Consider the following 12,688-nt stretch of genomic DNA (forward strand, 5'->3'; position numbering starts at 1 on the left):
GACCATCTGGTTTACACGGAGAGGGTCGGGGGTTCGAGCCCCTCACCGCCCACCAGTGATCTTGAGACACTTAAATGGGGTTTGAGAAGGCCCAAGACAGTGCCTTCTTTCATCACGTCCCCAAACCGCTTGATGGCCAGTTACAGTCGTCATTCAAATCGACTTGTCTCGCATCTCGGAGGGCCGCCGGATGTCTCTATATAGCCAGTTTCTAGACAACACTGGACGCCCCATTCACAAGTCCGGTCACTATTTCTTTGCCTACGAGAGACATTTTGGGAAGTATGTAGGCCAACCGGTCACTTTCCTGGAAATTGGCGCAGGCAATGGCGGATCCTCGCAAATGTGGAAGAGGTGGCTCGGACCTCTAGCGCAGATTGTCACCATCGACATCAACGAGGTTTGCCGGCAATATGCTGACGAACAAGTTTCTGTTCGAATCGGAGATCAATCAGATCCCATATTCCTCCAATCTCTAATCGACGAATTCGGACCTCCAGACGCGGTGCTGGATGATGGCAGCCATCAGATGCACCACGTCACGGAAACCTTTTCGTTTTTGTACGAACGCATCGCCCCCAATGGCGTATACATGATCGAGGACATGCATACAGCCTATTGGCCCGACTATGGCGGCGGACGCGGCGACCCGAGATCAATCATCGAATGCTTTAAAGGCCTGATCGACGACCTCAACGCAGATCACATCCGCGATGGATCAGTTTCTCCAAGCAATTTTACGCGGCAGACAATAGCCATGACAGCATATGATAGCATTCTTGTGTTTGAGAAAGCGCCGACAATCAACAAAAGCATGAAGATGCTCGGCAATGAAAATCTGAGAGTAAATTACTAATACGCCCGAGAAAACAATGTCGTCGCTACAGCCTTGCACATCCTTGTGGGGGACTACCCAAGTTATTGAGGACGCCCCGACGACAAAAATATTCAAAAACTGCATATATTTGCCCTATGCCCATGGAAAGCCCTGGGGCATAATCGATGCAGATGGCAAGTTTATTTCGGAATCCATTGATTATCGAGAAGGTCTATACCCCCCTCCAGATCAAGTTATAAGCACCGAAGCTCAACTTTATGAGATTCCACATCATCGAGAAAACACTACCTATATTTACGGCGGCCGCATAAATCCTCACTTTGGACATTTTTTGATAAATACCCTGCCGAGATACTGGAACGTTACTAAAATAAGAAGCCCAAACACAAAGATACTTTACCATGGGCCAAACAGCTCTGAGGAGCTTTTTTCAATACCTTTTGTCTCCACAATTTTCCGCCAGCTAGGTCTAGCCCCGCGTGATTTTATCAATTTTCAACAAAATACAAAAATTTCTAATATTGTAATTCCCAGCACGAGCTTTGAAGAACAGCGCGCAGGCTACCTTCCCTATAGAAATCTATGCAGTTCTATTGGAGATAGAATATTATATAAATTTGGAGACAACGCAGAAATATCCACAATATATTACTCTAAAACGAGACTTAAATCAGCAGTTGGAAATATCTCAAACGAGATTGAGATCGAAAACTATTTACACTCCAACGGCGTGCAGATTTTCTATCCGGAAATGCTCTCTTTTGAGGAGCAGATCTACTTAATGTCAAATTGCAAGAATATCATAGCCTCTTCTGGATCATTTCTGCATGCGAGCATTTTCTGCCCCCCTCGAAAAATAACATGCCTCAATGTTACGGAAAAAATCAATACAAATTATACAATAATTGATCAACTGACAGGAAACGACGCGGCCTACTATTATCCGTCGGCCATTCAAGTTCTTCCGAAGACAGAAGGCTTTCTTACATCCCGCTATATTCCTGATGCCGAACAGGTAGCAGCCGAAATACTGGAACTCTCAAGGATGTAAAAATGTATATTAAAATTGTAAATATTTTTATAATGATACTGGTAATGCTGTGTCGTAGCGGGCCTCTTCATGCACAAGAGAGAGCTGAGCAGAAAGATCTCAGCCATATCGTGATCGCATCGCCATCGATCGTCACCTGCCCTGCGGCGAACTGTCCCACACCCCCACAAAGCAAGCCTGTCCTTTCGACGCAGGTTATCTACGGGACCACGACAAAGGATGCCACACAGCCGGAATGGCTCTCCTCGCTCGGGATGTTCGTGAATACCGGCCACCCGGACGGCCAAAAAGTGACTCAGTACCTCGGAATCGTACAGGCTCCCGGAGCCGGTACCGTTTGGTCCTTGAACACAGACGCCGTACGCAACGGCACGATGGGGGGCGCGAATAGCTTTGGCGGTTTCGTCGGCAGCGGCAAGCCGGGAATTCCGGGAACGATCGGCGAGAAAAATGGTACGATCGGTTATGAACTCGACTTCACGAACTGGGATGCGCACAGCTCACCGGGCAAGGGGCCTTTTACCGTCGGCCAGTACGTGCATGCGCAAGGTTCTTTCACCTCGCTGAGCGCGATCTACCTTGATGCCCATATGGGTAACGGCGCCCAGGCTTGGCACAACGGCCTCTTCTTCAACGGCAGCGACGTGATCGAGATGAACACGTTCATGGATGCGACCCGATCGCGCCACTCGCTCACTGTTGCAGGACAGCACGATATTGGCCTCAATACAACCATGGCAAACTCAGATATGACGGCCGTCGCTCTGAAATCGGGACAAACAGCCTGCTTCGATGGGCGATCGCATTGCATCACCTGGAGAGACGGAAAGCTGATCTATTTAAATGCTAGAGGAACTCCTGTTTTTACCATTGACGAAGATGGCAATGCGTCCTTTGCAGGAAAGGTTCGCGAAAACTCTGCGCGCTAAATCATCTGTTTAGACAAAAACGCCAGCCCAACACTTAACGCGCTGAATATATTTTTGAATATTTCATTTATACACCGGCCCGCGTTTGCCAAAGTCCCCTCATGACACGGCATCGTGATCATTGCATCGGATGTCATTCGATCCCGCGTCGGCTCGCCCGCAGAAATGACATCGTTCTGGATATAAGATGTGCTTCGTACCCCGGTCGGAGGAACGGAGAATGGGCCTATCGCCTCTTGCAAGGTGCGGAGCCGAGGAGGCGCATAAGGCGTCCCGTTTGGCAACGGATCGGACGATTCATCTCGATCGGGTAAAAACGACACGGCTTCAAATTAAACTCGTAAGCGATAGCAAAGACGCCAGCGTACAAATTATTCGCCGCGCAACGCACGCCTCGTTCTCATAGAACCACGACATGTCGCTCGATCTGACCGTCCCGAAGAAGCAACCGCTGACCGCGATCGACACCTATTGTCAGGTCGTCGGCGCCCTGATGCTGCGTGACATGCAGACCCGCTTCGGCGCCACCCGCTGGGGCTGGGGCGTCCAGGTGCTGTGGCCGGTCACCCACGTGATGATCATCGCGGCCGTCATGGCCTTCCGCCACATGCCCTCGCCGATCGGCGACAGCGCCCTGATCTTCGCGGCCACCGGCGCGGCCCCGGCGCTCGTCTACCGCTACATCGCCCGCGAGGTGATGAAGGGCTTTTCCGTCAACAGGCCGCTCACCTATTTCCCCCAGGTCTCGAACTTCGCCGTCTTCGTCTCGCGCTGCCTCAACGAGATCATCGGCTCCTTCCTGGGCCTGGCGGCCATCCTGGCCATCATCGCCGCCTGCGGCGTCGACCCGCTGCCGATCGACACGATGCAGGCCCTGACCGGGTATCTGGTCGCGATCGTGTTCGGCATCGGGCTCGGCGGCATCAATGTCGGCATCGTGTCCGTGTTCCCGGGCTGGAACATCGGCTTCATCCTGTTCAGTATCCTGATCTATTTCGCCAGCGGCGTGATGTTCCTGCCCTCCTACCTGCCGCCGGAGATCTACTGGTGGATGAAGTGGCTGCCGCCGGTGCAGTATGTCGAGTGGGTGCGCCTGGGCTATGATCCGGGCCTGGATGTCGAGATCGACTATCTCTACACGATCACGGCCACGCTCGTGACCCTGGCCGTCGGCCTCGCCATGGAGCGCTACATCAGCCGCAGCCAGGGAACCTGAGGCGGGGCGGGCTCAGGGCATCGCCCGCGAGGGGGATTTCCGGCGCAGGAGAGACGCGCCGGAGATCCGCTCCGTCACCAGCCCCCGCAGGCCCGCCACGTCGAAGCCCCAGACCACGCCGCCATAGATCGCCGCCCCGAGCGGCAGGCACAGGGCCAGGGCCGCGGCCGGGGGCAGGTGACGCAGGGGCGTGAGCGCGGCGAGCATGGCGGCGCTGCCGAGGGCCGCCAGGGCGATGTCCCGCCAGGGCAGGGCGAGCCGCTCCCGGCCCGCCAGCGCGCGGATCGCCAGCAGGGCGACGGCGGCGGCGAGCCCCAGGGTCTGCGCCGCGGCCACGCCCGCCGGCCCGTAGAGCGGCGGCAGCCAGAGGATCCCTAGGGCGTTCACGGCGAGGCCCAGGGCGGCGGCGAGCACCACCGGGCCCGTGCGGCGCCGGATCTGGAAGATCGGGTTCAGGGCGTAGTGCATCACCGACAGGCACAGGATGCCCGGCAGCAGCAGCGCCGTGTAGAGGGCGAAGGGGCCGCGATAGGCCTCCGGCACCAGCAGGCCCTGCAGGGCCGGGGTCACCGCCCAGTAACCGGCCGCCGCCGGCAGCAGCAGCGCCACCACCACGCCGAGATTGCGCGAGACCTGCGCCTCCGCCGCGACGCGGCCGTGATGCTCCTCGGCCCGCACGGCGAGCTGGAACAGCAGCAGGTCGAGCGCCGTGCCGAAGGTGGTGAAGACCCGGCCCCCGAGATCGGCCGCGAGGGCGAAATAGCCGGCCTCGGCGAAATCGGAGGCGGCGACGATGGCGCCCCGGTTCACGAAGGGCAGGAGCTGGTAGATCGCATTGGCCGCGATCAGGGGCAGGCCGTAGCGCGCGAAGAGCCGCAGGGTCTCCCGCGCCCGGTGCGGGCTCACCGCCGCCTTGGGGTCGCGCAGGGCCGTGCGCATCACCAGCACCGCCAGGAACTGGCTCGCGCCCCCCGCGAGCAGGACCCAGACCGGCTGCGGCAGCAGGAAGGCGGTGCCGCCCATCAGCACGACGCCGAACAGGTTCTTCCACACGACGAGGCGCAGATAGGTGCCGCCCACGAAGCGGGCCCGGGCCAGCGCGGCGTGATAGTCGAACAGCCCGATCGCCAGGGCCGCCAGCGCGGTCGCCGCCGCCACGGCGAACCGCCCCTCCGGTTCGGGATCGATCCGGAGGCCGAGGCCGCCGCAGAGGGCCGCCGCGGCGAACAGGGCGAGGCCGGTGACGGCATAGGCCCGGTCGAGCCCCTGCCGGATCCAGGGCTCGGCCTCGCGCACCCGGGCGGAGTAGAACCGCGTCGCCGACAGGCGCAGCCACTCGAACAGGAGGGTGTTGAGCACCACGGCGCCCGCCGTCGCCAGGGCGAAGCGGCCGAAATCGGCCGGCCCGAGCAGCTTGGCGATCAAGAGGCCGAGGACGAAGTTCAGCCCGGCATTGACGACGAAGGCAGCCAGGACGGCCATGGATCGGGTCGCTTCCGCTTGTCCGGCGCCGCAACCGCGCCGGCCGCATCCTCGCGGGCAGCCGCGAAGAAAGGCTGAACGGCCCGCCCCGCCGTCGAAGGCGTCAGCCGACCTGCGCCAGGGCCTGCTCGATATCCGCGATCAGATCCTCGGGATCCTCGAGGCCGATCGAGAGACGCACCGTCTCCGGACCGACCAGGGCCGCCGCCCGCTCCTCGGGACGGAGCTGGCGATGGGTCGTCGTGGCGGGATGGATCGCGAGCGACTTGATCTCGCCGATATTCACGAGATGCGAGATCAGGTTGAGGCTGGTGATGAACCGCAGCGCCGCCGGCTCGCCGCCCTTGAGGGCGAAGGTGAAGATCGAACCCGGCCCCTGGGGCACGTAGCGGTTGGCGAGCGCCTCGCCCTTCTGGCCGGGCAGGGCGGGGTAGCTCACCCATTCCACGGCGGGATGCGCCTTGAGATAGGCGGCGACCGCCTTCGCGTTGGCGCAGTGGCGGGCCATGCGCAGGGGCAGCGTCTCGATGCCGGTCAGCGTCAGGAAGGCGTTCATCGGCGAGAGGCCGGGCCCGAGGTCGCGCAGGCCGAACAGGCGGCAGGCGACGGCGAAGCTCATCTCGGGGAAGCGCTGCGACACGATCAGCCCGTCGTAATCGGGCCAGGGATCGTTGATCAGGTTGTAGCGGCTTCCCTGGGACACCCAGTCGAAGCGGCCGGCATCGCAGATCACGCCGCCGATGGTCTGGCCGGAGCCGCCCAGGAACTTCGAGGTCGAGTGCACGACGATGTCGGCGCCGTACTCGATCGGCCGGATCAGGGCGGGGGAGGCGAGGGTGTTGTCGACGACCAGCGGCAGCCTGTGCCGCTGCGCCACCGCGGCGATGGCTTCGAGATCCATCACCGTGGCGCAGGGATTCACGATCGATTCGCAGACGATCGCCTTGGTCTCGGGGGTGATCGCCGCCTCGAAGGCCTCCGGCGTGATGTCGGCGGCGAATTGCGGCTTGAGGTCGTAACGCCCGTCGAGGCGGCGCATCAGGCCGAGCGAGCCGCCGAACAGGCGGGGCGAGGCGACATAGGCGTCGCCGGACTGCATCAGCGTCATCAGCACGAGCAGCACCGCCGACTGGCCGGAGGAGACCGCCACCGCGCCCTTGGCGCCTTCCAGGGCCGCCACCCGGCGCTCCAGGGCCGCCACGGTCGGGTTCGAGCCGCGCGAGTAGGAGAAGCCGGTCTTGCGCATGGCGAAGATGTCGGCGGCCTGCTCGGTCGAATCGAACACGAAGCCGTTGGTGAAGTAGATCGGCTGCGCCCGCGCGCCCGTCGCCGGATCGGGAGCCGCGCCGGCATGGACGGCCTGGGTGGCGAAGCGGAGCGTCGGGGTCTCGCTGGACATGGGGTCGGGATACCGTCTGGGGTCAGGCTGCCCGCCGGACGCAGGCCTTGAGGGTGCGCACCAGCATCGAGGGCGAATAGGGCTTGGGAATGAAGCGGGCGCCCTCGGGCATGTCGTTCGGCCCGGGCGTGCCCATCCCGGACACGATCAGCACCGGGATCTCCGGCCAGCGCAGGGCGACGAGTCGGGCCAGAGCGAAGCCGTCCATCGAGCCTTGGGGCATGTCGACGTCGGTCATCAGGACGCCGACGTCTCCGCTCTCTTCCAGGACGGTCAGGGCCTTGTCCGCGTGCGGCGCCTCGAGAACCTTGAAGCCGGCCTCGGCGAGCGTGTCGGAGGCCTCCATCAGCAGGAGGCCGTCATCCTCGACAAGAAGCACGACGGGCGGCTTGGACGGGGCGTCTGTCATCAGGCTCGGGGGCACTCTCGCGTGGGCCGCTCTTCGGGGCCTAATTCGCGGGTCCCACGAGGTCAAGGACGGCCGTCCTTCGGGCGATACGGCCGGTGGAAAGGCGATTTGCCGGAGGCTGCCCAGGCGAAGACGGCGATTTTCGGGAGCCGAAGCCCTGTCAAGCGAGCCGGCAAAGAAGAGGAGCCATGCATCCGTCGCGGGGGACTTTCCCCGTGCCGGCCCCTATACGGCGCCTCCCCGATTCACACGCAGCAAGCAAATCACCCCTCCACGATGGCCGCAGCACTCCGTACCCGCACCCCCTGGACGAAGGACCAGACCGACCTGGCAATCTCGCTATGGGTCGCGGGCCGGGACATCGCGGAAATCGCGGCCAAGACCGGGACCCCGGTGGCGGAGATCATGAGCCGCATCGCCGACGCCGCCGCCCAGGCCGGCCCCGATGCCGACGCCGTGGCCGCCGCGGCCGCCCCCGTCGAGCCGGTGGTGGCCGCGCCGGTCAAGGCGAAGCCCGCCGCCCCCAAGCCCAACATCCTGAAGCCGACCGTGCTCAAGCCCGTCGCCGAGCTGCGGCCGGCCGCGGCGCCGAAGTCCATCCCCGCCAAGCCGGTCGTGGCCGCGAAGGCGGCCCCCGCACCCATGGCGGCGGTGGCGCCGAAAGCGGCGGCCCCCAAGCCCGCCGCTCCGAAGGCCGTGGCAGAGAGGCCCGTCGAGACCGCCGCCGCGGCGCCGAAGCCCGAGCCCCGCAAGCCGATGCCGCTGCCTGCCGACGTCGCCAACGACGACATGCGGCTCGAGAACACGGACGAGGATGCGGCCCTGCCGGCGATCGCCGCGCCCGTGGTCGGCCCGATCCGCACCGCGGCCCGGCTGCTCGTCGCGGCCGATGGCGGCGAGGGCGTGCCCTTCATGAAGGCCACCGCCTTCGAGTGCCACTTCCCGCTCTGGGCCGACAACGAGCAGGCCTCGATCGAGACCAAGCGCGTGTGCGGCTGCCGGGTGCTGGCCGGCAAGAGCTGGTGCGCGCATCATCTCCAGGCCGTGTTCGAGCCGCCGCGCAAGCCGCAGCCCCGCGTCGCCTGACATCCGGGCGACGGCCCGCTCCGACAGGCCGGAAGCCGGTTCGCCCCGAAGGTCGGACCGGCTTTTCCCGGAAAGCGCATTCGCTAGACAGTCCAACGTAATTCGAAAGCAAATCTCGCCTGTAATCGCCTCCTGGCGACAATCACCGAGACTTCGCCACGACTGTCATCCCGGAACATGTATCTCGGCACGTTCCGGCACCTTTCCGTTGTCGCCCTCTCTACGTCAGGTAGCGGACGAATCTGCGTCAATTTGCCCCTCTCTCGCCGCGGCCGATCTTGCATCATCCCCGGGCTGGCCTCGCCCGGGTTCGAAGACGGACAGCGCAGACACAACCTTCAATAGAATTATCGATCGGGGGGCCGAAAGCTCTTTCGGTGCTCTAAACGATGAGCCGGCTGTCGCATTCCCGCCGGAACGGCCGTTCGACCAGCGGCCACGAATACAACCTGTGCGCCATTTACTGGGAAGAGGTCGAAAAGAGTCCGTCGCTCAGATTGATCGAGTCATCGCGGCTTTAACCAGCCGCACAATCAACTCAGACGGGCGGATCAAAAAGAGTTCTTCATCGTTCTGACTCTCTGGTGGGACGGCAACCACTAGGGACATCATGTCGGTTCAGATCGAGGTCGACGGCGATTCCGACGTGATGTACCGCCTCCTGGTGCAGAGCGTGACGGACTGCGCCATTTTCATGCTGTCCGTCTCGGGGACGGTGACGCACTGGAACGCCGGCGCGCAGCGCATCAAAGGCTACGACGCGGACGAGATCGTCGGCCGGCATTTCGACTGCTTCTACACCGAGGCGGATCGACGAGCCGGGCTGCCCGAGAAGGGACTTTCGGTGGCCCGCAGCGAGGGCCGCTTCGAGTCCGAGGGCTGGCGCCTGCGCAAGGACGGAACACGCTTCTGGGCCGATGCCGCCATCCATGCCGTCCATGACGAGACCGGCGCCCTGATCGGCTTCGCGAAGATCACCCGCGACCGGACGGAGCGGCGGCGGACCGAACTGACCCTCTCGGCCACCCGCGCCAAGCTCGATCTCGCCCTGTCCAACATGGTCAACGGGCTCTGCCTGATCGACGAATCGCAGCGGCTCGTCCTCAGCAACGAGCGCTTCTCCGAGATGCTGCACCTCCCGCCGCAGGACGGAATCCAGGGCAGGAGCTTGTCCTCGGTCCTTTCGGCGGCGCTCGGCCGCGCGCAGGCCAGCGCCTATGTCGAGCATCACCTCGGCGCGGGCCTGTTGCACGACCCAGCCCCGTATGAATTCCGTCTCCACGGCCGCATCCTGTCGGTGACGACGCGCGCCATCGCGAGCGGCGGCTGGGTCTCGACCTTCTCCGACATCACGGAACACCGGCACAGCGAGAACCGGATCCGTCACCTCGCCGAGCATGATGCGCTCACGAATCTCGCCAATCGGGCGACCTTCCATGCGCATCTCGGCCATGTCCTCGGCAACACCAAGGTGGCCCGCGCCGTCTTCTGCGTGGATATCGACCGCTTCAAGCTGGTCAACGATACCCTGGGGCCCTGTGCCGGCGACCGACTGCTCCAGGCGGTTGCCGGGCGCCTGCGGGAGATGTTCCGGGGCAACGACCTCGTCGGGCGCGTCGGCGGCGACGAGTTCGCCATCGTGCTGAGCACGGCCAAGCCGGCCCATCTCGGTGTGATCGCGGACCGCCTCGTCACCCGGCTCCGAGAGCCCTTCCTGCTCGACGGCACCACCGTCAACATCACCTGCAGCGTCGGCATCGCCGTGGCCGGCCCCGGCGTCGCGACCGTCGAGACGCTCCTGCGGAACGCCGATCTCGCCCTCGACAAGGCCAAGCAGGACGGCCGGGACCGGTCCTGCTTCTACGACGAGAGCCTGGGCGCGCTCGCGGCCGTGCGCCTGGATCTGGAGCGGAGGCTGCGCCACGCCCTGGAACGGCGCGAGTTCGCGCTGCACTACCAGCCCGTGATCCGCGCCAAGACCGGCGAGACCGTCGGCTTCGAGGCATTGCTGCGCTGGTGCGGGCCGGACGGGCAGATGGTGCCGCCGGCCGCCTTCATCCCCCTGGCGGAAGAGGCCGGGCTGATGCCCGAGATCGGGGCCTGGGTCCTGGAGGAAGCCTGCCGCAACGCGGCCTCCTGGCCGCAACCGCTCACGATCTCCGTGAACGTCTCCCCGATGCAGCTGCGCAGCGCGCATCTTCTCACGACGATCGAGGCGGCGCTGGAGCGGAGCGGCCTGCCCGCCCACCGCCTGGAGATCGAGATCACCGAGACGGCAATCCTGGAGAACCGGGAGACGGCCCTGGACCTGCTGCGCCGCATCCGGGCGATGGGCATCCAGGTGGCCCTCGACGATTTCGGCACCGGCTACTCGTCGCTGAGCTTCGTTCACAGCTTCCCGCTGACCCGGATCAAGATCGACCGCAGCTTCGTGCGCGATCTCGGGGAGGACGCGCGCTCGACCCAGATCGTGCGGGCCATCCTCGGCCTCGCCCGCGGCCTCGGCCTCGCCGTCACCGCGGAGGGGGTCGAGACCCAGGAGCAGTTCCGGATCCTGCGCAAGGAGCGCTGCCCCGACGTCCAGGGCTTCCTGCTTGGCCAACCGGAGGCCGTGGCCTGCCCTTTCGAAGCCCCGCGTAGCCTGCGCCAGTTCCCCCGCCCGACGGAATCCTGCCCCCAGGCCGCCTGAGAGACGGGCCGCGGCAGCCCCGTCAGGCGTGCTCGACCAGGACCTCCGCCGGGGCCTCCATGGTCAGCACCACGCCGGTCTCGGGGTAGCTGAGCACGGCAGCACCGCCGAAGCTGTGCACGAGGCTGCGCTCGATCAGGCGCGAGCCGAAGCCGGTCCGCGTCGGCGGCTTGACGGGCGGGCCGCCGATCTCCTCCCAGCGGAAGCGCAGCCGCGCCTCGCCGTCGACGGGCGTGACCTCCCAGGCGATGGCGACATGCCCCTCCGAGCGCGACAGCGCGCCGTACTTGGCCGCGTTGGTCCCGAGCTCGTGCAGGATCAGGGCGAGGGTCAGGGCCGGCCGCGGGCCGAGGGTCAGGTCCGGGCCCTGCACGCGGAAGCGGTCCGGCGCCCCGTCGCCGTGGAGGGCGATGGCCCCGTCGACGAGGCTGCGCAGGCAGGCGCTGGACCAGGCGCCCTGCATCAGCACGTCATGCGCCTGGGCCAGCGCCAGCAGGCGGGCGCCGAGGGCCTCGCCGGCGGCATCGAGCGAGGCGGCGTTGCGCAGGGTCTGGGTCGCGACCGCCTGGACCATGGCCAGCGTGTTCTTCACCCGGTGCGACAGCTCCTGCATCAGCAGGGTCTGGCGCGCCTCGTTCTGCTTGATCTCGGTGATGTCGCGGGCGACCGCGAGGATGCGCTCGGGCAGGCGGTCCTCGCCGTTCATCGGCGCCACCGCGATGTCCCACCAGGTCTGCCCGGAAGCCTCGTCGCCGAAGGCCGCCTGGAAGCGCGAGGACGAGCCCCGGCAGGCCAGCACCACCGCCTCGCCCACCGCCTCCCGGCTCGCCGCCGGCCAGAACTCCGCGAAGGGCCGGCCGGCCACGGCGGCGAAGTTGCCGGCGCCGAACACCGCCAGGCAGCGGTCGTTGAGGGTGATCAGCCGCCCGTCGAGATCGAGCACGCTTACGCAATCCGTCGTGGAGGCGAGGATGCGGCGGTTGAACTCCTCGCTGGCGCGCAGCTGCGCGTTCAGGTCCTCGGCGGTGATGGCGCGGATGGCGCTCGCGTCGAGGGCGCGGGCGAACACGGCTTCCGCGTGGCGCCGGGCCTCCTCGGCCTCGGCGAGCTTCATGCGCAGGCGCGCATTCTCGGATTCGAGCGCCGACGACGCAGCATCGCTCCCGCATCGTGCGGCCATGAAGGCCTGGACCACCGCACTCCCCCATCGCTCCGCCCAAGGGTATGAAGGCAACCCTTGGTTAACCCTTGAGGCGGACCCCGGTGCGCCGCGACGCGGGCGTGTTCTATCGTTTGAACTCGACGGCGGCGGGAAGGGCGGATCTTGCGTCCGTTTCATGCCCCGACGCGGCGAGGATCGAACCCGCGATTCGGCATGGGCCAAGCATAGCATGGAGCCTCGCCCCCGCAAGGGCCGGCAATTTTCGTCAAGTTTTCGGCGCGGCTCCAGACGCGCGAAAACAGAAAACCGCGCAACCCGATACTTTCAGCTTGACCATTCGGTAATGGTGCGATGCAGGAGCCGAGAACCGAAAACTAGGATCAAGCTCTCCTCGGTCGAAGGAGCGTCGATTTCGGACTACCACCTT

General features: G+C 64.5%; 10 protein-coding genes. 6 read left to right on the plus strand and 4 right to left on the minus strand.

The window, feature by feature from the left end; all coding sequences use genetic code 11:
* Positions 1-190: 190 nt before the first annotated feature.
* The 4 genes from MFF21_RS23025 (at position 191) to MFF21_RS23040 (ending at position 4,034) form a co-directional block, all read left to right on the plus strand.
* The gene (locus MFF21_RS23025) at positions 191-856 is read left to right on the plus strand and encodes a class I SAM-dependent methyltransferase (protein WP_238314856.1); all 666 of its coding nucleotides are present in this window, start codon (positions 191-193) and stop codon (positions 854-856) included.
* Between the two features lie 109 nt (positions 857-965).
* The gene (locus MFF21_RS23030) at positions 966-1,889 is read left to right on the plus strand and encodes a glycosyltransferase family 61 protein (protein WP_238314858.1); all 924 of its coding nucleotides are present in this window, start codon (positions 966-968) and stop codon (positions 1,887-1,889) included.
* Between the two features lie 2 nt (positions 1,890-1,891).
* Positions 1,892-2,818 carry a hypothetical protein gene (locus tag MFF21_RS23035; protein ID WP_238314860.1) on the plus strand — a complete coding sequence of 309 codons (927 nt, stop codon included), beginning with the start codon at positions 1,892-1,894 and terminating at the stop codon, positions 2,816-2,818.
* A gap of 415 nt (positions 2,819-3,233) precedes the next feature.
* Entirely contained in the window at positions 3,234-4,034 is an 801-nt protein-coding gene (locus MFF21_RS23040; protein ID WP_238314862.1) for an ABC transporter permease, read from the plus strand.
* A 12-nt stretch (positions 4,035-4,046) separates the two neighbouring features.
* Here the strand turns inward: MFF21_RS23040 and MFF21_RS23045 are convergent, their stop codons facing one another.
* The 3 genes from MFF21_RS23045 to MFF21_RS23055 all read right to left on the minus strand — a co-directional run bounded on the left by MFF21_RS23045 (position 4,047) and on the right by MFF21_RS23055 (position 7,324).
* The gene (locus MFF21_RS23045) at positions 4,047-5,516 is read right to left on the minus strand and encodes a lipopolysaccharide biosynthesis protein (protein ID WP_238314864.1); all 1,470 of its coding nucleotides are present in this window, start codon (positions 5,514-5,516) and stop codon (positions 4,047-4,049) included.
* Between the two features lie 103 nt (positions 5,517-5,619).
* Entirely contained in the window at positions 5,620-6,915 is a 1,296-nt protein-coding gene (locus tag MFF21_RS23050; RefSeq protein WP_238314866.1) for an O-acetylhomoserine aminocarboxypropyltransferase/cysteine synthase family protein, read from the minus strand.
* 22 nt (positions 6,916-6,937) lie between these two features.
* Entirely contained in the window at positions 6,938-7,324 is a 387-nt protein-coding gene (locus MFF21_RS23055; RefSeq protein WP_238314875.1) for a response regulator, read from the minus strand.
* 276 nt (positions 7,325-7,600) lie between these two features.
* Here MFF21_RS23055 and MFF21_RS23060 point away from each other — a divergent pair, with 276 nt between their 5' ends.
* Positions 7,601-8,410 carry a hypothetical protein gene (locus MFF21_RS23060; RefSeq protein ID WP_238314877.1) on the plus strand — a complete coding sequence of 270 codons (810 nt, stop codon included), beginning with the start codon at positions 7,601-7,603 and terminating at the stop codon, positions 8,408-8,410.
* A 610-nt stretch (positions 8,411-9,020) separates the two neighbouring features.
* On the plus strand, positions 9,021-11,099 hold the full coding sequence (locus tag MFF21_RS23065) for a putative bifunctional diguanylate cyclase/phosphodiesterase (RefSeq protein WP_238314879.1): 2,079 nt from the start codon (positions 9,021-9,023) through the stop codon (positions 11,097-11,099).
* 22 nt (positions 11,100-11,121) lie between these two features.
* Here MFF21_RS23065 and MFF21_RS23070 read toward each other — a convergent pair whose 3' ends face one another.
* A complete protein-coding gene (locus MFF21_RS23070) occupies positions 11,122-12,294 on the minus strand; it encodes a sensor histidine kinase (RefSeq protein WP_238314889.1) in 1,173 nt (390 codons plus the stop codon).
* Positions 12,295-12,688 lie beyond the last annotated feature (394 nt).

This window comes from Methylobacterium organophilum (genome assembly GCF_022179465.1).
Lineage (GTDB): Bacteria > Pseudomonadota > Alphaproteobacteria > Rhizobiales > Beijerinckiaceae > Methylobacterium > Methylobacterium organophilum.

Coding starts and splice junctions, on each gene's coding strand:
- MFF21_RS23025 (WP_238314856.1), top strand. CDS start 191: ATGTCTCTATATAGCCAGTTTCTAGACAACACTGGACGCCCCATTCAC.
- MFF21_RS23035 (WP_238314860.1), top strand. CDS start 1,892: ATGTATATTAAAATTGTAAATATTTTTATAATGATACTGGTAATGCTG.
- MFF21_RS23040 (WP_238314862.1), top strand. CDS start 3,234: ATGTCGCTCGATCTGACCGTCCCGAAGAAGCAACCGCTGACCGCGATC.
- MFF21_RS23045 (WP_238314864.1), bottom strand. CDS start 5,516: ATGGCCGTCCTGGCTGCCTTCGTCGTCAATGCCGGGCTGAACTTCGTC.
- MFF21_RS23050 (WP_238314866.1), bottom strand. CDS start 6,915: ATGTCCAGCGAGACCCCGACGCTCCGCTTCGCCACCCAGGCCGTCCAT.
- MFF21_RS23055 (WP_238314875.1), bottom strand. CDS start 7,324: ATGACAGACGCCCCGTCCAAGCCGCCCGTCGTGCTTCTTGTCGAGGAT.
- MFF21_RS23060 (WP_238314877.1), top strand. CDS start 7,601: ATGGCCGCAGCACTCCGTACCCGCACCCCCTGGACGAAGGACCAGACC.
- MFF21_RS23065 (WP_238314879.1), top strand. CDS start 9,021: ATGTCGGTTCAGATCGAGGTCGACGGCGATTCCGACGTGATGTACCGC.